The following is a 26,440-nucleotide window of genomic DNA, read 5'->3' as shown; positions in this document are numbered from 1 at the left end:
GGAGGTGCGTGTGCAGTGTAGAGGTTTTCTGTTTGATCTGGACGGTACGCTGGTGGATTCGCTACCGGTTGTAGAGCGTTCATGGTGCCATTGGGCGGACAGACATGGCATCGACCATCAGGACGTGCTGAATTTTATCCACGGCAAACAGGCCATAACCTCGCTCCGCCATTTTCTGGCGGGACGCTCTGAGGACGAAATTCAGGCAGAGTTTAAATATCTGGAACACGTTGAAGCCACCGATACGGACGGCATCACCGCGTTACCCGGTGCTCGTGAACTGCTTGAGCATTTGAATGAAGCGGAAATTCCGTGGGCCATTGTCACCTCCGGCTCGGTTCCCGTGGCTCACGCTCGTCATAAGGCGGCGGGTTTACCCACGCCGGACGTGTTCATTACCGCTGAGCGCGTGAAACGCGGCAAACCGGAGCCTGATGCCTTTTTGCTGGGTGCAGAACTGCTGGGCATCCCCCCGGCGGAGTGCGTGGTGGTGGAAGATGCGGCAGCGGGCGTGCTGGCCGGGTTGAACGCTGGCAGCCACGTTATCGCCGTCAACGTTCCGGCCGATTCTCCCCGGCTGGACGAGGCGGACTTTGTGCTCAATACGCTGACCGCGCTTGATATCGCTAAGGCGCCAGACGGTATTGTAACCGTCTCGCTAAAAGTGTAATCCCATGATTTAGCCCCACGCTGCTGGGGCTTTTTTATGGCACAATTTCGCATCTCTCTCTGACAAGGACATGTTGTGAACGGTGAACTGATTTGGGTGCTCAGCCTGCTTTTAATCGCCATCATTCTGTTTGCTACAGGCAAAGTGCGCATGGATGCCGTCGCTTTGTTTGTTATCGTTGCGTTTGCGCTGAGCGGTACGCTCACGCTGCCGGAAGCCTTCTCGGGGTTTAGCGATCCCAACGTCATTCTGATTGCCGCGCTGTTTATTATCGGCGACGGGCTGGTGCGCACCGGCGTAGCAACCCTTGTGGGGGCATGGCTGGTGAGGGTGGCTGGCAACAGCGAAACCAAAATGCTGATCTACCTCATGCTTACGGTCGCCGGGCTGGGAGCCTTTATGAGCTCGACGGGCGTCGTTGCCATCTTTATCCCGGTGGTGTTGAGCGTCTCCATGCGGATGCAGACCTCACCGTCGCGCCTGATGATGCCCCTGAGCTTTGCCGGGCTCATCAGCGGTATGATGACCCTGGTGGCCACGCCGCCAAACCTGGTGGTCAACAGCGAGCTGATACGTGAAGGGCTGGAGGGCTTTAGCTTCTTCAGCGTCACCCCGCTTGGGCTGGTCATTTTGTTGATGGGTGTGGTGTATATGCTGCTGACTCGCTTCGCCCTGAAAGGCGAGAAGCAGGACAAAACTAAAGATGGCTGGAAACGACGCACCTTCCGCGATTTGATCAAAGAGTACCGTCTGGCCGGCCGCGCCCGCCGTCTGGCTATTCGTCCTGGTTCGCCAATGGTCGGCCAGCGCCTGGATGACCTGAAGCTGCGCGAGCGGTATGGCGCGAACGTGATAGGCGTGGAGCGCTGGCGTCGCTTTCGCCGGGTCATCGTCAACGTGAACGGGGTCTCCGAATTCCGGGCGCGTGACGTTCTGCTGATCGATATGTCCACCGCAGAGGTCGATCTGCGTGAGTTTTGCAGTGAGCAACTGCTGGAGCCGATGGTGCTACGCGGAGAGTATTTCTCCGACCAGGCGCTGGATGTGGGTATGGCGGAAGTGTCGCTGATCCCGGAATCGGAATTGTTGGGCAAAACCGTGCGTGAAATGGGGTTCCGTACCCGCTACGGCCTTAATGTCGTCGGCCTGAAGCGTGATGGCGTGGCGATGGAAGGGGCCGTGGTGGATGAGCCTATCCTGCTGGGCGATATTTTTCTCGTGGTGGGTAACTGGAAGCTTATCAGCCAACTCGGCCAAAAAGGCCGCGATTTTGTGGTACTCAACATGCCCGTTGAGGAGAGCGATGCCTCTCCGGCCCACAGCCAGGCGCCTCACGCCATTTTTTGTCTGGTGCTGATGGTGGCACTAATGCTCACCGACGAGATCCCGAACCCGGTGGCGGCGATTATTGCCTGCCTGTTAATGGGCAAGTTTCGCTGTATTGATGCCGAGAGCGCCTATAAAGCAATTCACTGGCCAAGCATCATTTTGATTGTCGGGATGATGCCATTCGCCCTTGCCCTGCAAAAAACCGGTGGGGTGGATTTAGTGGTTAAAGGGCTCATGGACATCGGCGGGGGATACGGTCCGTATATGATGATGGTGTGCCTGTTCGTGATGTGCGCCACGATAGGGCTGTTCATTTCCAATACCGCCACGGCGGTGCTGATGGCGCCCATTGCACTGGCGATGGCGAAATCGATGGGCGTGTCGCCGTACCCCTTTGCGATGATGGTGGCGATGGCGGCCTCTGCGGCGTTTATGACGCCGGTCTCTTCGCCGGTTAACACGCTGGTACTGGGGCCGGGGAATTACCGCTTTAGCGATTTCGTAAAGATTGGCGTACCGTTCACCATACTGGTGATGCTGGTATGTGTGGTGCTGATTCCGGTGTTATTCCCGTTTTAGCGTGAGCGCAGAAACGTTGGCCGGGTAAGGCGAAGCCGCCACCCGGCGAAAAATTACAACGGAGAATCCTGGCTGATCTCATCCAGCGATAAATGGAAGCTCGGCACAAACACCTGCATAAAATAATCCATCTCTTCGCTGCGGCGGGAGTCCAGCGTCTTCTCCAGACGCGTTTTGGCCAGTAAAAATTCGTTATTCCCCGCGGACAACTCTTCCAGACATTTCAGATAGGCACACAGCGCGTCCGCCTGCTTCACCAGTGACTTTTCCTCTTCCGTATACTGATGTTCGTCAATCAGCGGCTCAAAGACGTCACGTAGCTCTTCCGGAACCATCTCAATCAGCTTTTGCTGGGCAATCTTCTCAATGGCCTTATATTCCTGTGCAATCTGCGAGTTGAAGTATTTCACCGGCGTGGGGAGATCCCCGGTCAGCACTTCGGACGCATCGTGATACATCGCCAGCAGCGCGATACGTTCCGCATTGACCTGACCGTTGAATTTGCGGTTTTTAATGGCCGCAAGGGCATGCGCGACCATCGCAACCTGCAGACTATGTTCTGAGACATTTTCGGTGCGCACATTGCGCATCAAAGGCCAGCGGTTGATGAGTTTCAGGCGGGAGAGGTGGGCAAAAAAATGACTCTGACTCATAGGTTACCTTTTGTCTTCACTGCGACAGACTTCATTGTGCGGGGAGGGGAGGGAAGATGCAAATTTGCGGATTTTGAAGGCCGGGTTAGCGCAGCGCCACCCGGCAGAATGATTGTGTTACTGGTGGTAGCCGGAGAGGAATCGCCCGAAGCGGCTGATGGCCATTTCAAGGTCGTCTTCGCGCGGCAACATCACGATACGAACGTGATCCGGCCATGGCCAGTTAAAGGCCGTGCCCTGAACCAGCAGCACTTTTTCCTGCAGCAGGAAATCAAGCACCATTTTTTGGTCATCGTGAATGTTGAAGCGCTTCGCGTCGATTTTCGGGAACATGTAAAGCGCACCGTTAGGCTTCACGCATGAGACGCCAGGGATGTCGTTGATCAGCTCCCAGGCGCGGTTACGCTGTTCGTACAGGCGGCCGCCGGGCACGATGAACTCGCTGATGCTCTGATAACCGCCCAGCGCCGTCTGGATCGCGTGCTGGGCCGGAACGTTGGCACACAAACGCATGGAAGCCAGCATCTCCAGCCCTTCAATGTAACCTTTCGCATGTTTTTTCGGACCGTTCAGGACCATCCAGCCCTGGCGGAAACCGGCCACACGGTAAGTTTTAGACAGGCCGTTAAAGGTGACGGTCAGTAGGTCTGGCGCCAGCGCGGCGATAGAGTGGTGCTGCGCGGCGTCATACAGGATCTTGTCGTAAATTTCATCAGCGAAGATGATCAGGTTATGCTGACGGGCGATCTCCACGATCTCCATCAGCAGCGCTTTAGAGTAGACGGCACCCGTCGGGTTGTTCGGGTTAATAATCACGATGCCGCGCGTACGCGGGGTGATTTTTGCACGAATATCATCGAGGTCCGGGAACCAGTCAGAGGATTCGTCGCAGAGATAGTGCACCGCCTTACCGCTGGAGAGTGATACGGCCGCCGTCCACAGCGGGTAATCCGGGGCGGGTACCAGCATTTCGTCGCCGCTGTTCAGCAATGCCTGCATGGCCTGCACGATCAGCTCAGAGACGCCGTTGCCGATATAAATATCCTCAACGGTAACGTCACGCATACCGCGTGCCTGGTAGTGCTGCATAATGGCTTTGCGTGCGGAGTAGAGTCCTTTTGAATCACAATAGCCTTGTGCAGTAGGCAGGTTGCGGATCACATCAACCAGGATTTCATCCGGCGCTTCAAAACCAAACGGCGCAGGGTTACCAATGTTGAGTTTCAGAACCTTATTGCCTTCTTCTTCCAGGCGTTTTGCCTCTTTGAGAACCGGGCCACGGATGTCGTAACAGACGTTATCTAGCTTGCTGGATTTTTCGATAGGGGACATGAACCTTTAACCTTTTCGCTATTATTGCCGCTCCCTGCCGTGGAAGTCAGCACGGAACAATGTACTCCCCCCTCGCTTCGTTTTGAAGGGTAAACAGAAGAAGATTTTGTGCAATAGAAAAAATTCTGTTGAATCTCTTTCGCTGCCTGCATTGAAATTTTCTGGTCTAAAGTTATGCATGAAAGCGTTTTATTAGGTTAATTGTGCTGTTAATTTTAATCTTTGTTGCATATTGTGCTATTAAAAATAAAATAGCGGCCAGGGTTAAGGCGGAAGTTTACCTGAGTGACTTTTCGTAAAATCTGAGTGCTTCAATAGATCACGCTGTAATAGCAGGCTTTGGTTAAAAGTTGCTCATGTGAAATTAATGTTAAGTGTTATTAATGATTGGCTTTAATCTAAATTAAAATTTATTTATTATTAACCTACAAAATGCAACTTTAGTTAATTTTAATAAAATTAGTTTAGAAGCCTAACAACAACCTTTAATCCTGAATATTGCGATAAGACTTATAAATAAAGTGGATTTGAGTTAAGATGTCTTTAAGGAAAGCAGAGGAAAGACGTATGTGATTTGTATATCTTGCCCTGATTTTCTGAATTAATTGATTGTTATTGTTGGAGTTATCTCTGGCTGGCGTGTGCAAAGCACAACCTGCAACGTTGACAGCGCTGCGATAAAGATGGCAGAAAAGGTGTCATACCTTTAATGTAATTTACATTAACCTGCGATCTTCTAAATATCCTGAACGTTTAAGAGAATAAAAATAACGTCATGAAACGTGCTTTCTGACTGTTGATATATACACTAAAGCAGCACAATAACTATCTGTCAGGCAGTCTGCCGGGCCGGGATGCGAGGGAAAACTCCAGAAGGAATTGCTTAACTGTTACACACAGCTTCAACCCGGGCAGCTCCGCACGAGCAACCTGAAAGTGAATAGATATGATAAATGCAAATCGTCCGATAATGAATCTCGACCTCGATCTGCTGAGAACGTTTGTTGCGGTCGCAGACCTCAACACTTTTGCAGCAGCTGCTGCCGCAGTTTGCCGAACCCAGTCCGCCGTCAGTCAGCAAATGCAGCGTCTGGAACAACTGGTTGGTAAAGAGCTTTTTGCCCGTCATGGCCGTAATAAGCTCTTAACGGAACACGGTATTCAGCTACTGGGTTATGCCAGGAAAATACTTCGCTTTAATGACGAAGCATGTATGTCATTAATGTTTAGCAACCTTCAGGGTGTGCTAACGTTAGGTGCATCTGATGAGTCAGCGGATACTATATTGCCGTTCCTTCTTAATCGAATCAGTTCGGTTTATCCGAAGCTTGCGCTGGATGTTAGCGTGAAGCGTAATGCTTTTATGATTGAGATGTTAAAAGAGAACGAGGTTGACCTCGTGGTCACCACGCATCGTCCCGGCCAATTTAATTGCCTGACGCTGCGAACGTCTCCTACGCATTGGTATTGCGCGGCGGAATATGTGCTTCAGCAAGGCGAGCCGGTTCCTCTGGTCTTACTGGACGATCCGAGCCCATTCCGCGATATGGTGCTGGCGGCGCTCAACGAGGCCAACATTCCGTGGCGACTGGCGTATGTGGCCTCCACATTGCCTGCCGTTCGCGCAGCGGTCAAAGCCGGCCTTGGCGTAACGGCGCGTCCGGTGGAGATGATGAGCCCGGATCTGCGGGTGCTGGGAAAATCCGATGGACTCCCTCCGCTGCCGGATACGGAGTATCTGCTGTGCCACAACACGTCCAGTAACAACGAGCTGGCGAAAGTGGTGTTCGAAGCAATGGAGAACTACCATAACCCGTGGCAGTTCGAGCATGTTACCCACGAAGGGGGGGATGACTCCCTGATCGTTGAAGGTGACTTTGAGTGATCGAGAGCTCAAAATTCTGGTAACAAAATGTAAGTGTAAAAAAATGCCACTCGTGCGATTTTCGCATGGAGTGGCTTTTTTTTTGCACAAATTCTCTCCGCTAATGAGAGTGAAATGAAAAGAGTTCTTAATTATCAATAAGTAAAATACAGTTGATTAAAGTCTGAACAAATTCTTTTCTCACTTCCTTCCCGCGCCAGGCATGTTAATAAAACAGGAAAGATGTTGCCGTTTTACTGGTTGAATTAACAAAAGCGTGTCTCAGATCAAGAAAATACTCCCATTTAGGGGGAGGAATCGTTGGCAAATCCTGTCAAAATAGGAGGGTTATTTTTTTTACTTCCAAAACGGACACGATTCAACAACATGCATTTGACGAAAAGTCAGGTAACCACCAGGGTTAAAGGGCACCAAATGTTAATGAGAATCGCTCGATGTAATTTAATGTGAAGAAACCTTTGTTAAAGTTGACAATAGGTTATAGAAAGGAGTAAAAAACCCCATCATTTTGCTGTCTACGTCTCATTTCTGACAGTTAGTGTAAGGTTATTTGTTCCTCCCCATGAATCGATGTGATGCCCATCTGCCAGCAAGAGCAGTGTCGTTGGTATCACTTTTGATGAGTAAGCAATGAGTATGTCAACATCCACAGAAGTCATCGCTCATCACTGGGCATTCGCAATCTTTCTTATTGTAGCCATTGGCCTGTGCTGCCTGATGTTAGTCGGCGGCTGGTTCCTGGGCGGTCGCGCCCGCGCAAGGCACAAAAACACCCCTTTCGAATCAGGTATTGATTCAGTAGGTTCCGCTCGCTTACGCCTGTCTGCCAAGTTCTATCTGGTAGCCATGTTCTTCGTCATCTTTGACGTGGAAGCGCTTTACCTTTTCGCATGGTCGACCTCCATCCGCGAAAGTGGTTGGGTAGGCTTTGTCGAGGCCGCAATTTTCATTTTAGTGCTACTGGCCGGTCTGGTTTATCTGGTGCGTATTGGCGCGCTTGACTGGACGCCTGCGCGTTCACGTCGTGAACACATCAACCCGGAAAACAGTATCTCTAATCGTCAGCAGTAACAGCGAGGCAATAAGATGGATTATACGCTCACCCGCATAGATCCTAACGGTGAGAATGACCGTTACCCCCTGCAAAAACAGGAGATCGTAACCGATCCCCTGGAGCAAGAAGTCAATAAAAGCGTGTACATGGGCAAGCTCGAACATGCCATGCACGATATGGTCAACTGGGGTCGTAAGAACTCCATCTGGCCATACAACTTTGGCCTTTCCTGCTGCTACGTTGAAATGGTGACGTCATTCACTGCGGTGCATGACGTTGCGCGTTTTGGGGCAGAGGTACTGCGTGCATCCCCACGTCAGGCTGACCTGATGGTGGTGGCCGGTACGTGCTTTACCAAGATGGCACCGGTTATTCAGCGTCTTTATGACCAGATGCTGGAGCCAAAATGGGTTATCTCCATGGGCGCATGTGCAAACTCTGGCGGTATGTACGACATTTATTCCGTTGTGCAGGGCGTAGATAAGTTTATTCCAGTGGATGTATACATCCCGGGTTGCCCGCCACGTCCGGAAGCTTACATGCAAGCGCTGATGCTGCTGCAGGAGTCTATCGGTAAAGAACGCCGCCCGCTGTCGTGGGTTGTTGGCGATCAGGGTGTCTATCGCGCGAACATGCAGTCTGAGCGCGAGCGTAAACGTGGTGAACGTATTGCCGTCACCAACCTGCGTACGCCTGACGAAATTTAATTTGCGCCTGTGGGCCTGGAGAACACCTTCGCATATCACTACTCAAATAGCGCGAAGCCAGGCTTAACAGTCACCACGGACCATTTGCAATGGTGAACAATATGACCGACTTAACCGCGCAAGAAGCCGCCTGGCAGACCCGGGATCATCTGGATGACCCCGTCATTGGCGAACTGCGCAACCGTTTTGGGCCGGATGCCTTTACTGTTCAGGCGACCCGCACCGGGGTACCCGTTGTTTGGGTGAAGCGTGAACAATTGCTGGAAGTTGTCGATTTCCTCAAGAAATTGCCAAAACCTTACGTCATGCTGTTTGACTTACACGGCATGGATGAACGTCTGCGCACGCACCGCCAGGGTCTCCCTGCTGCGGATTTTTCCGTTTTCTACCACCTGATCTCAATAGACCGCAACACGGATATCATGCTCAAGGTGGCATTGTCTGAAAACGACATGCATCTGCCGACGATCACCAAACTTTTCCCGAACGCCAACTGGTACGAGCGTGAAACCTGGGAAATGTTCGGCATGACCTTCGACGGCCACCCGCATCTGACGCGCATCATGATGCCGCAGACCTGGACCGGCCACCCGCTGCGTAAAGACTACCCGGCACGTGCGACTGAATTCGATCCGTTTGAGCTGACCAAAGCCAAGCAGGATCTGGAGATGGAAGCGCTGACCTTCAAGCCGGAAGATTGGGGCATGAAGCGCGGTACCGAAAACGAGGACTTCATGTTCCTCAACCTCGGTCCAAACCACCCGTCTGCGCACGGTGCATTCCGTATTATTCTTCAGCTTGATGGCGAAGAGATTGTCGACTGCGTTCCGGATATCGGTTACCACCACCGTGGTGCTGAGAAAATGGGCGAGCGTCAGTCCTGGCACAGCTACATTCCGTATACCGACCGTATCGAGTACCTCGGCGGCTGCGTAAACGAAATGCCTTACGTGCTGGCCGTTGAGAAACTGGCAGGCATCACCGTGCCGGATCGCGTTAACGTGATTCGCGTTATGCTGTCAGAACTGTTCCGTATTAACAGCCACCTGCTGTACATCTCCACGTTCATTCAGGACGTTGGCGCGATGACCCCGGTCTTCTTCGCCTTTACCGACCGTCAGAAAATTTACGATCTGGTGGAAGCGATTACCGGTTTCCGTATGCACCCGGCCTGGTTCCGTATCGGCGGTGTGGCACACGATCTGCCGCGCGGCTGGGACCGTCTGCTGCGTGAATTCCTCGACTGGATGCCGAAACGTCTGGCCTCGTATGAGAAAGCCGCGCTGCGTAACTCCATCCTGAAAGGCCGTTCCCAGGGCGTTGCTGCCTACGGCGCGAAAGAGGCGCTGGAGTGGGGGACCACCGGTGCTGGCCTGCGTGCGACCGGTATTGATTTCGACGTGCGTAAAGCGCGTCCTTACTCTGGCTATGAGAACTTCGACTTTGAAGTCCCGGTTGGCGGCGGTGTTTCCGACTGCTATACCCGCGTGATGCTGAAAGTAGAAGAGCTGCGTCAGAGTCTGCGCATCCTTGAGCAGTGCCTCAACAACATGCCGGAAGGCCCGTTCAAGGCGGATCACCCGCTGACGACGCCGCCACCGAAAGAGCGCACGTTGCAACATATCGAAACCCTGATCACCCACTTCCTGCAGGTTTCCTGGGGCCCGGTCATGCCGGCACAAGAATCCTTCCAGATGATCGAAGCGACCAAGGGTATTAACAGTTACTACCTGACCAGTGACGGCAGCACCATGAGCTACCGTACCCGCGTGCGTACGCCGAGCTTTGCGCACCTGCAGCAGATCCCGTCCGCCATCCGCGGCAGTCTGGTCTCCGACCTGATTGTGTATCTGGGTAGTATCGATTTTGTTATGTCAGATGTGGACCGCTAATTATGCACGAGAATCAACAACCACAAACCGAGGCTTTTGAGCTGAGTGAAGCAGAGCGTGCCGCCATTGAGCACGAGATGCACCACTACGAAGACCCGCGTGCGGCGTCCATTGAAGCGCTGAAAATCGTACAGAAACAGCGTGGTTGGGTGCCGGATGGGGCGATCTATGCGATCGCAGAAGTGCTGGGTATCCCGGCCAGTGACGTAGAAGGCGTAGCCACGTTCTACAGCCAGATCTTCCGTCAGCCGGTGGGCCGCCATGTGATCCGCTACTGTGACAGCGTTGTCTGTCACATTACCGGTTATCAGGGCATTCAGGCTGCGATTGAGAAAAAACTCAATATCAAGCCGGGCCAGACCACGTTCGATGGTCGCTTTACTCTGCTGCCAACCTGCTGCCTGGGTAACTGCGACAAGGGGCCGACCATGATGATTGATGAGGATACTCACAGCCATCTGACGCCGGAAGCCATTCCTGACCTGCTGGAGCAGTACAAATGAAAACTGTAATTCGTACTGCTGAGACGCATCCGCTGACCTGGCGTCTGCGCGATGACAAACAGCCGGTATGGCTCGACGAATACCAGAGCAAAAACGGCTATGCCGGGGCGCGTAAAGCCCTGGGCGGCATGGCGCCGGACGACATCGTTAACGCGGTGAAAGAGTCGGGTCTGAAAGGTCGCGGCGGCGCGGGCTTCTCCACCGGTCTGAAGTGGAGCCTGATGCCAAAAGATGAATCCATGAACATCCGTTACCTGCTGTGTAACGCGGATGAAATGGAGCCGGGTACCTATAAAGACCGTCTGCTGATGGAGCAACTGCCGCACCTGCTGGTGGAAGGCATGTTGATCTCCGCGTTCGCGCTGAAAGCGTACCGTGGTTACATCTTCCTGCGCGGTGAGTACATCGAAGCGGCGGAAAACCTGCGTCGCGCGATTGCCGAAGCGACCGAAGCGGGCCTGCTTGGCAAAAACATTCTCGGCACCGGGTTTGACTTCGAGCTGTTCGTGCACACCGGTGCAGGGCGTTATATCTGCGGTGAAGAGACCGCGCTGATTAACTCCCTGGAAGGCCGCCGTGCGAACCCGCGTTCCAAGCCGCCGTTCCCGGCAAGCTCCGGCGTGTGGGGTAAACCGACCTGTGTGAACAACGTCGAAACCCTGTGTAACGTTCCGGCTATCCTCGCCAACGGCGTGGAGTGGTATCAGGGCATCTCCTCAAGCAAAGATGCCGGTACCAAGCTGATGGGCTTCTCCGGCCGCGTGAAAAACCCTGGCGTCTGGGAACTGCCGTTCGGTACCACCGCCCGCGAAATTCTTGAAGACTACGCCGGTGGCATGCGCGATGGCCTGAAATTTAAAGCCTGGCAGCCGGGTGGGGCAGGGACAGACTTCCTGACCGAAGCCCACCTTGATCTGCCGATGGAGTTCGAAAGCATTGGTAAAGCAGGAAGCCGTCTGGGTACGGCGCTGGCGATGGCCGTCGACCACGAGATCGGCATGGTCTCGCTGGTGCGTAACCTGGAAGAGTTCTTCGCCCGTGAGTCCTGCGGCTGGTGTACACCGTGCCGTGACGGTCTGCCGTGGAGCGTGAAGATCCTGCGTGCTATCGAACGCGGCGAAGGCCAGCCTGGTGATATCGAGACACTTGAGCAACTGTGTCGATTCTTAGGGCCGGGCAAAACCTTCTGTGCCCACGCACCGGGTGCCGTCGAGCCGCTGCAGAGCGCGATTAAATATTTCCGCGACGAATTCGAAGCAGGCATCAAGCAGCCGTTCAGCAATACCCATTCAATCAATGGTATTCAGCCGAACCTGCTGAAAGCACGCTGGTAAAAACAGAATTTTGATTAACGCTCGAAGCAATTCGAGACAACTGGAAGCATGCTAATGGCTACGATTCATGTAGACGGCAAAGAATACGAAGTCAACGGGGCGGACAACCTGCTGGAAGCTTGTCTGTCTCTTGGCCTCGATATTCCGTACTTTTGCTGGCATCCGGCGCTGGGCAGCGTCGGTGCTTGCCGCCAGTGTGCGGTGAAGCAATATCAAAACGCGGAAGACACGCGTGGTCGCCTGGTGATGTCCTGTATGACGCCAGCCACCGAAGGCACCTTTATTTCGATTGATGACGAAGAAGCAAAACAGTTCCGCGAAAGCGTTGTGGAATGGTTGATGACCAACCACCCGCACGACTGCCCGGTCTGTGAAGAGGGCGGCAACTGCCACCTTCAGGATATGACCGTAATGACCGGTCACAGCTTCCGTCGCTATCGCTTTACTAAACGTACTCACCGTAACCAGGACCTGGGGCCGTTCATCTCTCACGAAATGAACCGCTGCATCGCCTGCTACCGCTGCGTGCGTTACTACAAAGATTACGCAGACGGTCAGGATCTGGGTGTGTATGGCGCACATGACAACGTCTATTTCGGTCGTCCGGAAGACGGTACGCTTGAGAGCGAATTCTCCGGTAACCTGGTAGAAATCTGTCCGACCGGCGTATTCACCGATAAAACTCACTCCGAGCGTTACAACCGTAAGTGGGACATGCAGTTTGCACCAAGCATCTGCCAGCAGTGTTCGCTGGGCTGTAACACCAGCCCGGGTGAGCGCTACGGCGAACTGCGTCGTATCGAAAACCGTTACAACGGTACCGTAAACCATTACTTCCTGTGCGACCGCGGTCGTTTTGGCTATGGCTATGTGAACCTGAAAGACCGTCCGCGTCAGCCGGTTCAGCGCCGTGGCGACGACTTTATCACCCTGAACGCTGAACAGGCGATGCAGGGTGCGGCAGATATTCTGCGCCAGTCGAAGAAAGTGATCGGTATCGGCTCCCCGCGTGCCAGCATCGAAAGCAACTTCGCGCTGCGTGAGCTGGTGGGGGCGGAAAACTTCTACACCGGTATCGCTCAGGGCGAGCAGGAACGTCTGCAGCTGGTACTGAAAGTGCTGCGCGAAGGCGGTATTCATACCCCTGCGCTGCGCGAAATCGAATCGTATGATGCGGTTCTGGTGCTGGGCGAAGATCTGACGCAGACCGGCGCTCGCGCGGCTCTGGCGGTTCGCCAGGCGGTGAAGGGTAAAGCACGTGAAATGGCAGCGGCACAGAAAGTGGCTGACTGGCAGATTGCGGCAATCCTCAACATCGGCCAGCGCGCGAAGCATCCTCTGTTTGTGACGAACGTCGACAACACCCGTCTGGACGATATCGCCGCGTGGACCTACTGCGCGCCGGTTGAAGATCAGGCGCGTCTTGGCTTCGCCATTGCTCATGCGCTGGACAACAATTCTCCGGCCGTTGAACTGGATCGTGACCTGCAAAGCAAAGTCGACGTGATTGTTCAGGCGCTGGCGGGGGCGAAGAAACCACTGATTATCTCCGGGACTAACGCCGGTAGCGCCGAGATCATTCAGGCTGCAGCGAACGTCGCCAAAGCCCTGAAAGGCCGCGGTGCGGACGTTGGTGTCACCATGATTGCCCGTGCGGTGAACAGCATCGGTCTGGGTATGATTGGCGGCGGCTCGCTGGAAGAAGCGTTAAGCGAACTGGAGTCCGGTGCTGCTGACGCCGTTGTGGTGCTGGAAAATGACCTGCATCGCCATGCCTCTGCCGCGCGTGTTGACGCTGCGCTCTCTAAAGCACCGCTGGTGATGGTAATCGACCATCAGCGCACCGCGATTATGGATAAAGCGCACCTGGTGCTCTCTGCGGCAAGCTTCGCAGAAAGCGACGGTACGGTTATCAACAACGAAGGCCGCGCACAGCGTTTCTTCCAGGTTTATGACCCAGCGTACTACGACAGCAACACCGTGATGCTGGAAAGCTGGCGCTGGCTGCACTCCCTGCACAGCACCGTGCAGAGCCGTGAAGTGGACTGGACGCAGCTCGACCACGTTATCGATGCGGTAGTCGAAAAACTGCCTCAGCTGGCGGGTATTAAAGATGCTGCGCCTGAAGCGAGCTTCCGTATTCGCGGCCAGAAACTGGCGCGTGAACCGCACCGTTACAGTGGCCGTACCGCGATGCGTGCCAATATCAGCGTGCACGAACCGCGTCAGCCGCAGGATAAAGACACCATGTTCGCCTTCTCCATGGAAGGGAACAACCAGCCGTCTGCGCCGCGTTCACAGATCCCATTCGCATGGGCGCCGGGCTGGAACTCCCCGCAAGCGTGGAACAAGTTCCAGGCGGAAGTGGGCGGTTCACTGCGTCACGGCGATCCGGGCGTGCGTCTGATTGAGGCCTCCGAAACCGGTCTGGACTTCTTCATGACCGTTCCGGCGAGCTTCCAGGCGCAGGACGGTAGCTGGCGTATTGCGCCGTACTACCATCTGTTTGGTAGCGACGAGCTGTCCCAGCGTTCACCGGTATTCCAGCAGCGTATGCCGCAGCCGTACATCAAGCTCAACCCGGCAGACGCCGCGAAGCTTGGCGTTAACGCGGGTGCGAACATTGCCTTTAGCTACGAGGGCCAGACCATCAGCCTGCCGCTGATTATCTCTGAAAGCCTGACAGCAGGGCAGGTCGGTCTGCCGATGGGTATGCCTGGCATCGCGCCGGTACTGGCGGGTGCGCGTCTTGATAACCTGCAGGAGGCAAAAGCATGAGTTGGTTAACGCCGGATCTTATCGACATCCTGCTGAGCATTCTGAAAGCGATTGTCATTCTGCTGGTGGTGGTCACCTGTGGTGCGTTCATGAGCTTTGGTGAACGTCGTCTGCTTGGTCTGTTCCAGAACCGTTATGGACCAAACCGCGTTGGCTGGGGTGGTTCACTCCAGCTGGTCGCGGACATGATCAAGATGTTCTTCAAAGAGGACTGGATCCCACGCTTCTCGGATCGCGTGATCTTTACGCTGGCACCGATGATCGCCTTCACCTCGCTGCTGCTGGCGTTTGCTATCGTTCCTGTCAGCCCGACCTGGGTGGTGGCTGACCTGAACATCGGCATTCTGTTCTTCCTGATGATGGCAGGTCTCGCGGTTTACGCGGTACTGTTCGCAGGCTGGTCCAGTAACAACAAATACTCGCTGCTGGGTGCGATGCGTGCTTCCGCGCAGACGCTGAGCTACGAAGTGTTCCTGGGGCTCTCCCTGATGGGCGTGGTGGCGCAGGCCGGTTCATTCAACATGACCGACATCGTTAACAACCAGGCCGACATCTGGAACGTTATCCCGCAGTTCTTTGGTTTTGTTACCTTTGCTATCGCGGGCGTGGCGGTGTGTCACCGTCACCCGTTTGACCAGCCAGAAGCCGAACAGGAACTGGCCGACGGTTACCACATTGAATATTCCGGTATGAAATTCGGTCTGTTCTTCGTGGGCGAGTACATCGGTATCGTCACCATTTCCGCGTTGATGGTAACGCTGTTCTTTGGTGGCTGGCATGGCCCGTTCTTACCGCCGTTCATCTGGTTCGCGCTGAAAACCGCGTTCTTCATGATGATGTTCATTTTGATTCGCGCAGCGTTACCGCGTCCGCGTTATGACCAGGTAATGTCCTTCGGCTGGAAAGTGTGCCTGCCGCTGACGCTCGTCAACTTGTTGGTAACGGCGGCTGTCATTCTCTGGCAGCAGCCATAAGGGGCTATAGACCATGACCTTAAAAGAATTACTGGTAGGCTTCGGTACCCAGGTACGCAGTATCTGGATGATCGGCCTGCACGCGTTTGCCAAACGCGAAACCCGGATGTACCCGGAAGAGCCGGTATATCTGCCGCCGCGCTACCGTGGCCGTATCGTGCTGACGCGCGACCCGGACGGCTCCGAGCGCTGCGTTGCCTGTAACCTGTGTGCGGTAGCGTGTCCGGTAGGCTGTATCTCTCTGCAGAAAGCAGAGACGGTAGACGGCCGCTGGTACCCTGAGTTCTTCCGCATCAACTTCTCACGCTGCATCTTCTGTGGTCTGTGTGAAGAAGCGTGCCCAACCACGGCGATTCAGCTCACCCCGGACTTCGAACTGGGTGAGTACAAGCGTCAGGACCTGGTGTACGAGAAAGAGGATCTGCTGATTTCCGGTCCGGGCAAATACCCGGAATATAACTTCTACCGGATGGCGGGTATGGCAATCGACGGCAAAGATAAGGGCGAAGCAGAGAACGAAGCCAAGCCTATCGACGTCAAGAGCCTGTTACCGTAAGGAGAGGGCAATGGAATTCGCTTTTTATATCTGTGGCCTTATCGCCATCCTGGCTACGCTACGAGTGATTACGCACACCAATCCGGTGCATGCGCTGCTGTACTTAATCATTTCGCTGCTGGCTATTTCCGGGGTGTTCTTTGCGCTCGGCGCGCACTTTGCCGGTGCGCTGGAAATCATCGTTTACGCTGGTGCCATCATGGTGCTGTTCGTCTTCGTGGTGATGATGCTGAACCTGGGCGGCTCTGAAATTGAGCAGGAACGTCAGTGGTTAAAACCGCAGGTGTGGATTGGCCCGGCAATTTTGTCGGCCATCATGCTGGTGGTGATTGTTTATGCCATTCTCGGCGTGAACGACCAGGGCATCGACGGTACGCCAATCGGCGCGAAAGAAGTGGGTATCACGCTGTTTGGCCCATACGTTCTGGCGGTTGAACTGGCCTCTATGCTGCTGCTGGCGGGTCTGGTTGTTGCCTTCCACGTTGGCCGCGAAGAGCGTGCTGGTGAGGTGCTGAGCAACCGCACTGACGACCGCGCGAAAAGAAAAACGGAGGAACGCGCATGATCCCCTTAACACATGGACTGATCCTCGCTGCGATTTTATTCGTTCTGGGCTTAACCGGTCTGGTTATCCGCCGCAATCTGCTGTTTATGCTGATCGGTCTGGAAATCATGATTAACGCCTCCGCGCTGGCCTTCGTGGTCGCCGGAAGCTACTGGGGCCAGACCGATGGTCAGGTGATGTACATTCTCGCCATCAGCCTCGCGGCTGCCGAAGCGAGTATTGGCCTGGCGCTGTTGCTGCAGCTCCATCGTCGCCGCCAGAACCTGAACATCGATTCAGTAAGTGAGTTGCGTGGATGAACATGCTTGCCTTAACCATTATTTTTCCGCTGATTGGCTTCGTGCTGCTGGCGTTTTCTCGCGGCCGCTGGTCTGAGAATCTGTCTGCGACCGTCGGCATGGGATCTGTCGGTCTGGCTGCGCTGGTAACAGCGTATGCGGGTATCGATTTCTTCAACAACGGGCGTCAGGCCTTCAGCGTGCCGCTGTGGACCTGGATGTCGGTCGGTGATTTCAACATCGGTTTTAACCTGGTGCTGGATGGTCTCTCGCTGACCATGCTCTCCGTGGTGACCGGCGTGGGCTTCCTGATCCACATGTTCGCCTCCTGGTACATGCGCGGTGAAGAGGGCTACTCCCGCTTCTTCGCCTACACCAACCTGTTTATCGCCAGCATGGTGGTTCTGGTGCTGGCCGATAACCTGCTGCTGATGTATCTGGGCTGGGAAGGTGTGGGTCTCTGTTCGTACCTGCTGATCGGGTTCTACTACACCGATCCGAAGAATGGCGCAGCGGCCATGAAAGCGTTCGTCGTGACCCGTGTGGGTGACGTCTTCCTCGCGTTCGCGCTGTTCATTCTCTACAACGAACTGGGCACGCTGAACTTCCGCGAAATGGTGGAACTGGCGCCTGCACACTTCGCCGCAGGCAACAACATGCTGTGGTGGGCAACGCTGATGCTGCTGGGCGGTGCTGTGGGTAAATCTGCACAGCTGCCGTTGCAGACATGGCTGGCCGACGCGATGGCGGGTCCAACCCCTGTCTCCGCGCTGATCCACGCCGCGACCATGGTCACCGCCGGTGTGTACCTGATTGCGCGTACCCATGGCCTGTTCCTGATGACCCCGGAAATTCTGCATCTGGTGGGTATCGTTGGTGCGGTCACGCTGGTGCTGGCAGGCTTTGCCGCGCTGGTGCAGACCGACATCAAACGCGTTCTTGCTTATTCCACCATGAGCCAGATTGGCTACATGTTCCTGGCGCTGGGCGTTCAGGCGTGGGACGCGGCGATTTTCCACCTGATGACGCACGCGTTCTTTAAAGCGCTGCTGTTCCTCTCATCCGGTTCCGTGATCCTGGCCTGCCATCACGAGCAGAACATCTTCAAGATGGGCGGACTGCGTAAGTCCATCCCGCTGGTGTATGTCTGCTTCCTGGTGGGCGGCGCGGCGCTGGCGGCACTGCCGCTGATTACCGCGGGCTTCTTCAGTAAGGACGAAATCCTTGCCGGTGCCATGGCGAATGGTCATATCAATCTGATGGTTGCGGGTCTGGTCGGTGCGTTTATGACTTCCCTGTATACCTTCCGTATGATTTTCATCGTATTCCACGGTAAAGAACAAATTCACGCTCACGCAGGGAAGGGGATTACTCACCACCTGCCGCTGATTGTGCTGCTGGTCCTGTCCACCTTCGTTGGCGCGATGATTGTGCCGCCGCTGCAGGGTGTACTGCCAGACACCACCGAGCTTGAGCACGGTCGCGTTCTGACGCTTGAAATCACCTCTGGTGTGGTCGCTATCGCGGGTATCCTGATTGCTGCATGGCTGTGGCTGGGCAAACGCACGCTGGTGACTGCCGTTGCCAACAGTGCGCCAGGCCGCCTGCTGGGCACCTGGTGGTACAACGCGTGGGGCTTCGACTGGCTGTACGACATGATCTTCGTTAAGCCGTTCCTGGGCATTGCGTGGCTGCTGAAGCGCGACCCACTGAACAGCCTGATGAATATCCCGGCGATCCTCTCCCGCTTTGCAGGTAAAGGCCTGCTGTACAGCGAGAACGGTTACCTGCGCTGGTATGTGGCGTCCATGAGCATCGGTGCGGTTGTCGTGCTGGCGCTGCTGATGGTGTTGCGTTGATCGTAAAGTGAATTTTATTCGAATTCGTTGAAAATCAGGCCCCTGCTGGGGGCCTTAAAAAGGAATGTAAATCGCCATGTTACTACCCTGGCTAATATTAATTCCCTTCATCGGCGGCTTCCTGTGCTGGCAGACTGAACGCTTTGGCGTGAAGATGCCGCGCTGGATCGCGCTGATCACCATGGGATTGACGCTCGCGCTTGGTCTGCAACTCTGGTTGCAGGGTGGCTACTCCCTGACCCAGTCTGCGGGCATTCCGCAGTGGCAGTCTGAGTTTATCCTGCCGTGGATCCCGCGTTTCGGCATTACGATCCACCTGGCGATTGACGGTCTGTCGCTGCTGATGGTGGTGCTGACCGGTCTGCTCGGCGTTCTGGCGGTACTTTGCTCCTGGCGAGAAATCGAAAAATACCAGGGCTTCTTCCACCTGAACCTGATGTGGATCCTGGGCGGCGTAATCGGCGTGTTCCTTGCCATCGACATGTTCCTGTTCTTCTTCTTCTGGGAGATGATGCTGGTGCCGATGTACTTCCTGATCGCGCTGTGGGGCCATAAGGCGTCCGACGGTAAAACGCGTATCACGGCGGCCACTAAGTTCTTCATCTATACCCAGGCGAGTGGTCTGGTGATGCTTATTGCCATTCTGGCGCTGGTGTTTGTGCACCACAATGCGACCGGTGTCTGGACCTTCAACTACGAAGACCTGTTGAAGACCCCGATGTCTCACGGTGTGGAATACCTGCTGATGCTCGGCTTCTTCATCGCCTTCGCGGTGAAAATGCCGGTCGTACCACTGCACGGCTGGCTGCCAGACGCGCACTCTCAGGCGCCAACCGCAGGTTCTGTTGACCTGGCGGGCATCTTGCTGAAAACAGCAGCCTACGGTCTGCTGCGTTTCGCGCTGCCACTGTTCCCGAACGCGTCCGCTGAGTTCGCACCGATTGCCATGTGGCTGGGTGTGATTGGTATCTTCTACGGTGCCTGGATGGCGTTCACGCAGTACGACATCAAACGTCTGATTGCGTACACCTCCGTTTCCCACATGGGCTTCGTGCTGATTGCTATCTACACCGGCAGCCAGCTGGCGTACCAGGGCGCGGTGATCCAGATGATTGCGCACGGTCTGTCCGCAGCCGGTCTCTTCATCCTCTGTGGTCAGCTGTACGAACGTCTGCACACCCGTGACATGCGTATGATGGGCGGTCTGTGGAGCAAAATTAAGTGGCTGCCAGCGCTGTCCATGTTCTTCGCGGTGGCGACCCTGGGTATGCCAGGTACCGGTAACTTCGTCGGCGAATTTATGATTCTGTTCGGCAGCTTCAAAGTGGTACCGATGATTACCGTCATCTCCACCTTTGGTCTGGTGTTCGCGTCCGTCTACTCGCTGGCGATGCTGCACCGTGCTTACTTCGGTAAAGCGAAGAGCGAAATTGCTGCACAAGAACTGCCGGGGATGTCGCTGCGTGAGCTGTTCATCATCCTGCTGCTGGTCGTACTGCTGGTGCTGCTGGGCTTCTTCCCGCAGCCGATTCTGGATACCTCGCACTCCGCGATGGGTAATATCCAGCAGTGGTTTGTTAATTCTGCTTCTACTACAAGGCCGTAATTCGCCATGACAATAACTCCACAACAACTGATCGCGCTGCTACCGCTGCTGATCGTCGGATTGACGGTGGTGGTTGTGATGCTCTCCATTGCGTGGCGACGCAATCACTTCCTGAATGCCACGCTGTCGGTCATCGGACTGAACGCCGCGTTAGTCTCTCTCTGGTTTGTTGGCCAGGGCGGGGCGATGGACGTCACCCCGCTGATGCGCGTTGACGGCTATGCCATGCTGTACACGGGGCTGGTTCTGCTGGCGAGCCTGGCGACCTGTACCTTTGCCTATCCGTGGCTCGAAGGCTACAACGACAACAAAGAAGAGTTTTACCTGCTGGTACTGATTGCCGCACTCGGCGGCATTCTGCTGGCGAATGCAAACCATCTGGCTGCGCTGTTCCTCGGCATTGAGCTTATCTCTCTGCCGCTGTTCGGCCTGATTGGTTACGCCTTCCGTCAGAAGCGCTCTCTGGAAGCGAGCATCAAGTACACCATCCTGTCTGCTGCTGCCTCGTCCTTCCTGTTGTTTGGTATTGCGCTGCTGTACGCGCAGACCGGTAACCTTTCGTTCATGGCGCTTGGCAAGAGCCTCGGCGACGGCATGCTGCACGAGCCGCTGCTGCTGGCGGGTCTGGGCATGATGATTGTTGGCCTCGGCTTTAAACTTTCTCTGGTTCCGTTCCACCTGTGGACCCCGGACGTTTACCAGGGCGCACCGGCGCCGGTTTCTACCTTCCTGGCGACGGCGAGCAAAATCGCCATCTTCGGTGTGGTCATGCGCCTGTTCCTGTACGCACCGGTAGGTGACAGCGAAGCAGTTCGCACGGTGCTGGGGATTATCGCGTTCGTCTCCATCATCTTTGGTAACCTGATGGCGCTGAGCCAGACCAACATTAAACGTCTGCTGGGTTACTCCTCCATCTCTCATCTGGGCTACCTGCTGGTGGCACTGATTGCGCTGCAGAGCGGTGAGATGTCGATGGAAACCGTAGGCGTTTACCTGGCCGGTTACCTGTTCAGCAGCCTCGGCGCGTTCGGCGTGGTGAGCCTGATGTCCAGCCCGTACCGTGGCCCGGATGCAGATTCACTGTTCTCCTACCGTGGCCTGTTCTGGCACCGTCCGATCCTGTCTGCGGTGATGACCGTGATGATGCTCTCTCTGGCGGGTATCCCAATGACGCTGGGCTTCATCGGTAAGTTCTACGTGCTGGCTGTCGGTGTGCAGGCGCACCTGTGGTGGCTGACTGCGGGCGTGGTTATCGGCTCGGCAATCGGTCTGTACTACTATCTGCGTGTGGCCGTGAGCCTGTACCTGAGCGCGCCTCAGCAGCTCAACCGCGACGCACCAGGCAACTGGCAGTACAGCGCCGGTGGTATTGTGGTGCTGATCTCCGCGCTGCTGGTGCTGATCTTCGGTATCTATCCGCAGCCGCTGATTGATATCGTGCAGCGAGCAATGCCGCTGATGTAAAAGCAAAAAACCCGCCTCGGCGGGTTTTTTTATGGTTTTCGCCCTCTCCCTGTGGGAGAGGGACGGGGTAAGGGCACCAGCCCGCACCAGACTTAAGCCAGCTGTTTCCTGCTAATCAACGGCCCGTCAATCTTCTTCATCGAACGGTCCAGCACCTCTTCAATCACCGACGACAGCTCGTTCAGCTCAAACTTCGCCACGTAGCCGTCGGCCTTCACTTTACGAATATGATCTTCGTTGGCGTTGCCCGAAAGCGAAGAGTGGATCACAACAGGAATATCTTTCAGCAGCGGGTCGGTTTTGATTTTGCGCGTCAGCGTGAAACCGTCCATCTCTGGCATTTCGAGGTCGGTCAGCACCAGGGCAATTTTATCGGTGATCGGCACCCCTTCAGCCTGCGCCTGCGCGGCCAGCACGCCAATTTTCTCCCATGCGTCTTTACCGGTGATATGCAGTTGCGCCGGGATCTCCATAGCCTGTAATCCCTTCTCCAGCATGGAGCGCGCGACTTTGGAATCTTCCGCTACAATCGCCACAGCGCCAGGCTTGATGTGGAACTTAGTGGTCTGCAGATTCGTGGCGTGCAGATCGTGGTTGGCCGGCGTGATGTCATACAGGATCTGCTCAACGTCCAGCACCATCGCCAGCTCGTTGGTATCGGTCTTTTCGTCCAGACAGGCGATACTGGTGATGTAACGTCCGCTGACGGCGGTTTCCGCCGCGTGAACCTGCTTCCAGTCGAGGCGCATGATGTTCTCAACCGATTCCACCGCAAACGCCTGCACGCTGCGGGCATATTCGGTGATCAGCAGGATGTTGAGCCCCGTCGTCGGCTTACAGCCCGCCACGGCGGCCAGGTCGATCACCGGGATCACCTGATCGCGGATATTCACCATCCCCATCAGCGGGGACTTCATCCCTGCGGGTTTGGTGAACTCCGGCATCGGCACAATTTCACGCAGCTTAAAGACGTTAATGCCAAACAGCTCGGATTTATTTTCATTCAGAGACGTGCCCAGACGGAACAGCAACAGCTCAAAACGATTCGACAGGGTGAGATTTGCCCTGTCATCAATATCTTTCTGGAAATTATCCATTCTACCCTCAAGTGAAATGCTGCCCTTTTAATCGTTATCGGCATCCTGAGAGAAAAATGAAGGACTAAACGCTGACCTTAGTGAAATCGTTGGCCAGCTCACATGCCGGGAACACGTCGCGGCACTCTGCCAGCAGTTTTTCACAGCCGTGGGCGTCATAGCGCGAGCTGACATGGGTGACAATCAATCTTCCGACGTTCGCTTCACGGGCAAGCGCCGCCGCCTGACGTGTTGAGCTGTGACCCCGGCTGTTGGCTTTCTCTTCCATCGCCGTTTCAAGCGTGGCTTCGTGCACCATCACATCCACCTCTCGCGCCAGTTGCAGGGCCGCAGGGCAGGGCGCGGTATCGCCAAAAATCGCCAGTTTTTTCCCTGGCTGCGGTGGGGCGAGATAGTCCTGGCCATTAATCGTGCGGCCGTCCTCAAGCGTGACGGTTTCGCCCTGTTTCAGGCGCTGAAAAAGCGGTCCGGGCTTCACACCATCGGCAATCAGCGCAGCGGCGTCGAGCGCGCCGGGCTTATCATGCGCTTCGATGCGGTAGCCATAGCACTCAACCGGATGGTTGAGCGGCCGGGCGGTGACGGTATAGTCCCCGTCATCCAAAACCAGCCCCTCGGTTATCTCAATCACCTCCAGCGGATAATCTGTCCACGACCCGCTCAGGCGCAGCGTGGTTTCAACAAACTCACCAGTACCCGCCGGTCCGTAAATCGTCAGCGGGTTGGCATTACCCGCCATCGAACGGCTGCACAGCAGGCCCGGCAGGCCAAACAGGTGATCGCCATGCAGATGCGTGATAAAGATCTTATCCAGCTTACCGGGATGATAAGCGGTGTGTAACAGCTGATGCTGCGTTCCTTCGCCACAGTCAAACAGCCACAGTCCGCCACGGGTTGGGTGCTGCAGATCGAGCAGGATCGCGGTCACGTTTCGTGTGCGTGTTGGCACGCCAGCGGACGTACCCAGAAAAATCAGTTCCATAACGCAATCAGCCCTTTGCCGAATGGGGGAGGGTTTAGTATAACGTGATGAACCCAGGAAGGAGACCGACATGATCCAGTGGCAAGATTTACACCATAGTGAACTCACCGTTCAGACACTGTACGCCCTGCTCAAACTGCGCTGCGAAGTGTTTGTTGTGGAACAAACCTGCCCGTATCAGGACATCGATGGTGATGATCTGGTGGGCGAGAACCGTCATATTCTCGGCTGGAGGGATAACGAGCTGGTGGCGTATGCGAGGATTCTGAAAAGCGAGGACGATTTTGAGCCTGTCGTTATTGGTCGCGTCATTATTAGCGGCAAGGCGCGCGGTGAAAAACTGGGCTATCAGCTGATGGAAAAAACGCTGGAGGCATGCCAAAAACAGTGGCCAGACAAGGCGTTATACCTTGGCGCACAGGCGCACCTTCAGTCTTTCTACGGCCACTTTGGCTTTATGCCGGTCACGGACGTGTACGACGAAGACGGCATTCCTCATATCGGTATGGCGCGGGAAGTGAAACAGGCGTAATGGCAGGTCGTTGGCTATAGTTAGCGGACTGGTGTACTAACATGGAGAAAAATATGTCATTTCAATCCTGGGATACCCGTGTCGATGACGACCTGACGTTACTGAGCGAAACGCTGGAAGAGGTGTTACGTTCGTCCGGCGACCCTGCCGATCAGAAATATATCGAACTCAAGGCACGTGCCGAACAGGCGCTACATGACGTCAAAACCCGCGTCAGCCATGCGTCCGACAATTACTACTACCGCGCAAAAAAAGCGGTGTATCGCGCCGATGATTACGTCCATGAAAAACCGTGGCAAGGCATTGGTGTCGGAGCGGCGGTGGGGCTGGTGCTGGGGCTGCTTCTGGCCCGTCGTTAACCCCTGAATCGGACGCTTAACCCCTCCCTATACGTGGGTACTGATATTTCTGATGGTACCCCGTATACTAAGCGTTTTTACAGGGAGAGGTTCGCGTGCATTCGATTTCCAACGCGCTGGAACGTCTGCGTACTCAGCTTGCGCAAGCGTTACCCGCTACACCCGGCTTACGTCACGTTGACGTCTCTTTCCCGTTAAACGACGCTTTCGACCCTCTCGCCTGGCTTGGTGCTCAGTGCCTCTTTCCCCAGTTTTACTGGCAGCAGCGTAACGGTGATGAAGAGCTGGCTGCGCTGGGCGCCGTCATCCATTTTTCCTCCCTGGCTCAGGCTTCGCAGTTTTTACAGCAACAGCCTGTAGCGAACGACACGCGGATCTGCGGCCTGAATGCCTTCACCCCGGAGCAGGGCAGTCTCTTTTTACCCCGCCTGCTGTGGCGACGTTCTGCCGGGACCGCCACGTTGCGTCTGCAGCTGTGGAGTGACCGTTCCCTTCAGGAGGATGCCGACGCGGCGCTGGCGTTCTTACAGCAGCTTCGCGATGCCCGCCCAATCCGCCCGCTCTCCGCCCAGGTAGTGCAGGAGACCCATCAGCCGCAAAAACCGGAATGGCTGCGCCTTATCCGTCAGGCGACAGAGACCATTGCGCGCGGCGAAGTCGAAAAGGTGGTGCTCGCCCGGGCAACCGATCTGCAGTTCAGTCAGCCTGTGAATGCCGTGGCGCTGATGGCGGCCAGCCGTGCCCTGAATCTGAACTGCTATCATTTCTGCATGGTTTTCGATGCCAGCAACGCGTTTCTTGGCTCCACACCTGAACGGCTGTGGCGGCGGCGCGGCAACCTGCTGCGTACCGAAGCGCTGGCCGGTACCGTCGCCAGCCATCCCGATGACAAGCAGGCCCGCCTTCTGGGCGACTGGCTGATGAACGATGATAAAAACCAGCGTGAAAACATGCTGGTGGTAGAGGATATCTGCCAGCGGCTGCAGCACCATACCCGGACGCTGGAGGTCCTGCCAGCACAGGTTATGCGGTTGCGCAAAGTGCAGCATCTTCGCCGCTGCATCTGGACCGAGCTCAAGCATGCGGATGATGAGCAATGTCTGCATGTGCTGCAGCCGACGGCTGCGGTTGCCGGGTTACCGCGCCAGCCAGCACGCGAATTTATACACCGCGTTGAACCTTTCGACCGGGAATGGTATGCCGGATCCGCCGGATATCTGTCGCCAGAACAAAGCGAGTTCTGCGTGGCCCTGCGCTCGGCGCGCGTTCATGACGCCACCGTCCGTCTTTACGCCGGGGCGGGGATCGTCAGCGGTTCCGATCCGGAACAGGAGTGGCAGGAGATCGAAAATAAAGCCGCAGGCTTGCGCTCTCTGCTCCTGAAGGATTAGTACTGATTCGCGCAATCCCGATTCATATCAAAATTCTATTTTTTTCTATTATTTATACTGT

General features: G+C 55.4%; 23 protein-coding genes. 19 read left to right on the top strand and 4 right to left on the bottom strand.

The features are described 5' to 3' along the window. The first annotated feature begins 10 nt into the window (after positions 1 to 10). A complete protein-coding gene (locus ACMWKA_RS03910) occupies positions 11 to 670 on the top strand; it encodes a sugar phosphatase (RefSeq protein ID WP_161669702.1) in 660 nt (219 codons plus the stop codon). A gap of 75 nt (positions 671 to 745) precedes the next feature. Further along, positions 746 to 2,578 carry an SLC13 family permease gene (locus tag ACMWKA_RS03905; protein ID WP_020690639.1) on the top strand — a complete coding sequence of 611 codons (1,833 nt, stop codon included), beginning with the start codon at positions 746 to 748 and terminating at the stop codon, positions 2,576 to 2,578. A 53-nt stretch (positions 2,579 to 2,631) separates the two neighbouring features. Here the strand turns inward: ACMWKA_RS03905 and yfbR are convergent, their stop codons facing one another. Both yfbR and alaA read right to left on the bottom strand, forming a co-directional pair. Then, positions 2,632 to 3,231: a 5'-deoxynucleotidase gene (yfbR, locus tag ACMWKA_RS03900; RefSeq protein WP_038420264.1), complete on the bottom strand. Its 600-nt coding sequence runs from the start codon at positions 3,229 to 3,231 to the stop codon at positions 2,632 to 2,634. A 117-nt stretch (positions 3,232 to 3,348) separates the two neighbouring features. After that, the gene (alaA, locus tag ACMWKA_RS03895) at positions 3,349 to 4,563 is read right to left on the bottom strand and encodes an alanine transaminase AlaA (protein WP_414760008.1); all 1,215 of its coding nucleotides are present in this window, start codon (positions 4,561 to 4,563) and stop codon (positions 3,349 to 3,351) included. 946 nt (positions 4,564 to 5,509) lie between these two features. Here alaA and lrhA point away from each other — a divergent pair. The 14 genes from lrhA to nuoN all read left to right on the top strand — a co-directional run bounded on the left by lrhA (position 5,510) and on the right by nuoN (position 22,018). Then, positions 5,510 to 6,448 (top strand): transcriptional regulator LrhA, encoded by a 939-nt coding sequence (lrhA, locus tag ACMWKA_RS03890; protein WP_029881734.1) that lies wholly within the window; start codon positions 5,510 to 5,512, stop codon positions 6,446 to 6,448. A 630-nt stretch (positions 6,449 to 7,078) separates the two neighbouring features. Further along, positions 7,079 to 7,519 (top strand): NADH-quinone oxidoreductase subunit NuoA, encoded by a 441-nt coding sequence (gene nuoA, locus ACMWKA_RS03885; protein WP_014171000.1) that lies wholly within the window; start codon positions 7,079 to 7,081, stop codon positions 7,517 to 7,519. A 15-nt stretch (positions 7,520 to 7,534) separates the two neighbouring features. Continuing rightward, positions 7,535 to 8,209 (top strand): NADH-quinone oxidoreductase subunit NuoB, encoded by a 675-nt coding sequence (gene nuoB, locus ACMWKA_RS03880; protein WP_003861482.1) that lies wholly within the window; start codon positions 7,535 to 7,537, stop codon positions 8,207 to 8,209. 89 nt (positions 8,210 to 8,298) lie between these two features. Beyond that, the gene (gene nuoC / locus ACMWKA_RS03875) at positions 8,299 to 10,101 is read left to right on the top strand and encodes an NADH-quinone oxidoreductase subunit C/D (protein ID WP_148419923.1); all 1,803 of its coding nucleotides are present in this window, start codon (positions 8,299 to 8,301) and stop codon (positions 10,099 to 10,101) included. Between the two features lie 2 nt (positions 10,102 to 10,103). Next, a complete protein-coding gene (gene nuoE / locus ACMWKA_RS03870) occupies positions 10,104 to 10,604 on the top strand; it encodes an NADH-quinone oxidoreductase subunit NuoE (RefSeq protein WP_003861486.1) in 501 nt (166 codons plus the stop codon). Next, positions 10,601 to 11,938, top strand: coding sequence for an NADH-quinone oxidoreductase subunit NuoF (gene nuoF / locus ACMWKA_RS03865; RefSeq protein ID WP_003861487.1), 1,338 nt, complete (start codon positions 10,601 to 10,603; stop codon positions 11,936 to 11,938). Before nuoE ends, nuoF begins: the two co-directional genes overlap by 4 nt. 54 nt (positions 11,939 to 11,992) lie before the next feature. Further along, positions 11,993 to 14,716, top strand: coding sequence for an NADH-quinone oxidoreductase subunit NuoG (nuoG, locus tag ACMWKA_RS03860; RefSeq protein ID WP_057071664.1), 2,724 nt, complete (start codon positions 11,993 to 11,995; stop codon positions 14,714 to 14,716). After that, the gene (gene nuoH, locus ACMWKA_RS03855) at positions 14,713 to 15,690 is read left to right on the top strand and encodes an NADH-quinone oxidoreductase subunit NuoH (RefSeq protein ID WP_013098104.1); all 978 of its coding nucleotides are present in this window, start codon (positions 14,713 to 14,715) and stop codon (positions 15,688 to 15,690) included. Before nuoG ends, nuoH begins: the two co-directional genes overlap by 4 nt. 13 nt (positions 15,691 to 15,703) lie before the next feature. Further along, positions 15,704 to 16,246, top strand: coding sequence for an NADH-quinone oxidoreductase subunit NuoI (gene nuoI / locus ACMWKA_RS03850; RefSeq protein WP_003861491.1), 543 nt, complete (start codon positions 15,704 to 15,706; stop codon positions 16,244 to 16,246). A 10-nt stretch (positions 16,247 to 16,256) separates the two neighbouring features. Beyond that, positions 16,257 to 16,811 (top strand): NADH-quinone oxidoreductase subunit J, encoded by a 555-nt coding sequence (gene nuoJ / locus ACMWKA_RS03845; protein WP_008500212.1) that lies wholly within the window; start codon positions 16,257 to 16,259, stop codon positions 16,809 to 16,811. Further along, the gene (nuoK, locus tag ACMWKA_RS03840; RefSeq protein WP_003861496.1) at positions 16,808 to 17,110 is read left to right on the top strand and encodes an NADH-quinone oxidoreductase subunit NuoK; all 303 of its coding nucleotides are present in this window, start codon (positions 16,808 to 16,810) and stop codon (positions 17,108 to 17,110) included. The genes nuoJ and nuoK overlap by 4 nt, the downstream gene beginning before the upstream one ends. Further along, positions 17,107 to 18,948 (top strand): NADH-quinone oxidoreductase subunit L, encoded by a 1,842-nt coding sequence (nuoL, locus tag ACMWKA_RS03835; protein WP_014832758.1) that lies wholly within the window; start codon positions 17,107 to 17,109, stop codon positions 18,946 to 18,948. Before nuoK ends, nuoL begins: the two co-directional genes overlap by 4 nt. Positions 18,949 to 19,024: 76 nt before the next feature. Continuing rightward, the gene (gene nuoM, locus ACMWKA_RS03830) at positions 19,025 to 20,554 is read left to right on the top strand and encodes an NADH-quinone oxidoreductase subunit M (RefSeq protein ID WP_013098102.1); all 1,530 of its coding nucleotides are present in this window, start codon (positions 19,025 to 19,027) and stop codon (positions 20,552 to 20,554) included. 6 nt (positions 20,555 to 20,560) lie between these two features. Further along, positions 20,561 to 22,018, top strand: a complete 1,458-nt coding sequence (nuoN, locus tag ACMWKA_RS03825; protein ID WP_014832756.1) for an NADH-quinone oxidoreductase subunit NuoN — start codon at positions 20,561 to 20,563, stop codon at positions 22,016 to 22,018. A gap of 92 nt (positions 22,019 to 22,110) precedes the next feature. Here the strand turns inward: nuoN and ACMWKA_RS03820 are convergent, their stop codons facing one another. After that, positions 22,111 to 23,115 (bottom strand): chemotaxis protein, encoded by a 1,005-nt coding sequence (locus ACMWKA_RS03820; protein WP_013098100.1) that lies wholly within the window; start codon positions 23,113 to 23,115, stop codon positions 22,111 to 22,113. A 64-nt stretch (positions 23,116 to 23,179) separates the two neighbouring features. Continuing rightward, on the bottom strand, positions 23,180 to 24,097 hold the full coding sequence (rbn, locus tag ACMWKA_RS03815) for a ribonuclease BN (protein ID WP_038420258.1): 918 nt from the start codon (positions 24,095 to 24,097) through the stop codon (positions 23,180 to 23,182). A 70-nt stretch (positions 24,098 to 24,167) separates the two neighbouring features. Here rbn and ACMWKA_RS03810 point away from each other — a divergent pair, with 70 nt between their 5' ends. The 3 genes from ACMWKA_RS03810 to menF all read left to right on the top strand — a co-directional run bounded on the left by ACMWKA_RS03810 (position 24,168) and on the right by menF (position 26,379). Continuing rightward, positions 24,168 to 24,629 (top strand): GNAT family N-acetyltransferase, encoded by a 462-nt coding sequence (locus ACMWKA_RS03810; protein ID WP_038983959.1) that lies wholly within the window; start codon positions 24,168 to 24,170, stop codon positions 24,627 to 24,629. Positions 24,630 to 24,682: 53 nt separating this feature from the next. Beyond that, entirely contained in the window at positions 24,683 to 24,988 is a 306-nt protein-coding gene (gene elaB, locus ACMWKA_RS03805) for a stress response protein ElaB (protein WP_028028061.1), read from the top strand. Between the two features lie 95 nt (positions 24,989 to 25,083). Beyond that, positions 25,084 to 26,379 (top strand): isochorismate synthase MenF, encoded by a 1,296-nt coding sequence (gene menF, locus ACMWKA_RS03800; protein WP_013098096.1) that lies wholly within the window; start codon positions 25,084 to 25,086, stop codon positions 26,377 to 26,379. Positions 26,380 to 26,440 lie beyond the last annotated feature (61 nt).

Origin of the sequence: Enterobacter sp. 03-F-07-AD-ECC, assembly GCF_047530935.1 — a bacterium.
Lineage (GTDB): Bacteria > Pseudomonadota > Gammaproteobacteria > Enterobacterales > Enterobacteriaceae > Enterobacter > Enterobacter cloacae.
The sequence above is the reverse complement of the archived record's forward strand: the minus strand, read 5'-3'. Positions and strand labels throughout refer to the sequence as shown.

Excerpts from the sequence above, each read along its gene's own strand:
- yfbR (WP_038420264.1), bottom strand. The coding sequence starts at position 3,231 with ATGAGTCAGAGTCATTTTTTTGCCCACCTCTCCCGCCTGAAACTCATC.
- alaA (WP_414760008.1), bottom strand. The coding sequence starts at position 4,563 with ATGTCCCCTATCGAAAAATCCAGCAAGCTAGATAACGTCTGTTACGAC.
- lrhA (WP_029881734.1), top strand. The coding sequence starts at position 5,510 with ATGATAAATGCAAATCGTCCGATAATGAATCTCGACCTCGATCTGCTG.
- nuoA (WP_014171000.1), top strand. The coding sequence starts at position 7,079 with ATGAGTATGTCAACATCCACAGAAGTCATCGCTCATCACTGGGCATTC.
- nuoB (WP_003861482.1), top strand. The coding sequence starts at position 7,535 with ATGGATTATACGCTCACCCGCATAGATCCTAACGGTGAGAATGACCGT.
- nuoC (WP_148419923.1), top strand. The coding sequence starts at position 8,299 with ATGGTGAACAATATGACCGACTTAACCGCGCAAGAAGCCGCCTGGCAG.
- nuoE (WP_003861486.1), top strand. The coding sequence starts at position 10,104 with ATGCACGAGAATCAACAACCACAAACCGAGGCTTTTGAGCTGAGTGAA.
- nuoF (WP_003861487.1), top strand. The coding sequence starts at position 10,601 with ATGAAAACTGTAATTCGTACTGCTGAGACGCATCCGCTGACCTGGCGT.
- nuoG (WP_057071664.1), top strand. The coding sequence starts at position 11,993 with ATGGCTACGATTCATGTAGACGGCAAAGAATACGAAGTCAACGGGGCG.
- nuoH (WP_013098104.1), top strand. The coding sequence starts at position 14,713 with ATGAGTTGGTTAACGCCGGATCTTATCGACATCCTGCTGAGCATTCTG.
- nuoI (WP_003861491.1), top strand. The coding sequence starts at position 15,704 with ATGACCTTAAAAGAATTACTGGTAGGCTTCGGTACCCAGGTACGCAGT.
- nuoJ (WP_008500212.1), top strand. The coding sequence starts at position 16,257 with ATGGAATTCGCTTTTTATATCTGTGGCCTTATCGCCATCCTGGCTACG.
- nuoK (WP_003861496.1), top strand. The coding sequence starts at position 16,808 with ATGATCCCCTTAACACATGGACTGATCCTCGCTGCGATTTTATTCGTT.
- nuoL (WP_014832758.1), top strand. The coding sequence starts at position 17,107 with ATGAACATGCTTGCCTTAACCATTATTTTTCCGCTGATTGGCTTCGTG.
- nuoM (WP_013098102.1), top strand. The coding sequence starts at position 19,025 with ATGTTACTACCCTGGCTAATATTAATTCCCTTCATCGGCGGCTTCCTG.
- nuoN (WP_014832756.1), top strand. The coding sequence starts at position 20,561 with ATGACAATAACTCCACAACAACTGATCGCGCTGCTACCGCTGCTGATC.
- ACMWKA_RS03820 (WP_013098100.1), bottom strand. The coding sequence starts at position 23,115 with ATGGATAATTTCCAGAAAGATATTGATGACAGGGCAAATCTCACCCTG.
- rbn (WP_038420258.1), bottom strand. The coding sequence starts at position 24,097 with ATGGAACTGATTTTTCTGGGTACGTCCGCTGGCGTGCCAACACGCACA.
- ACMWKA_RS03810 (WP_038983959.1), top strand. The coding sequence starts at position 24,168 with ATGATCCAGTGGCAAGATTTACACCATAGTGAACTCACCGTTCAGACA.
- elaB (WP_028028061.1), top strand. The coding sequence starts at position 24,683 with ATGTCATTTCAATCCTGGGATACCCGTGTCGATGACGACCTGACGTTA.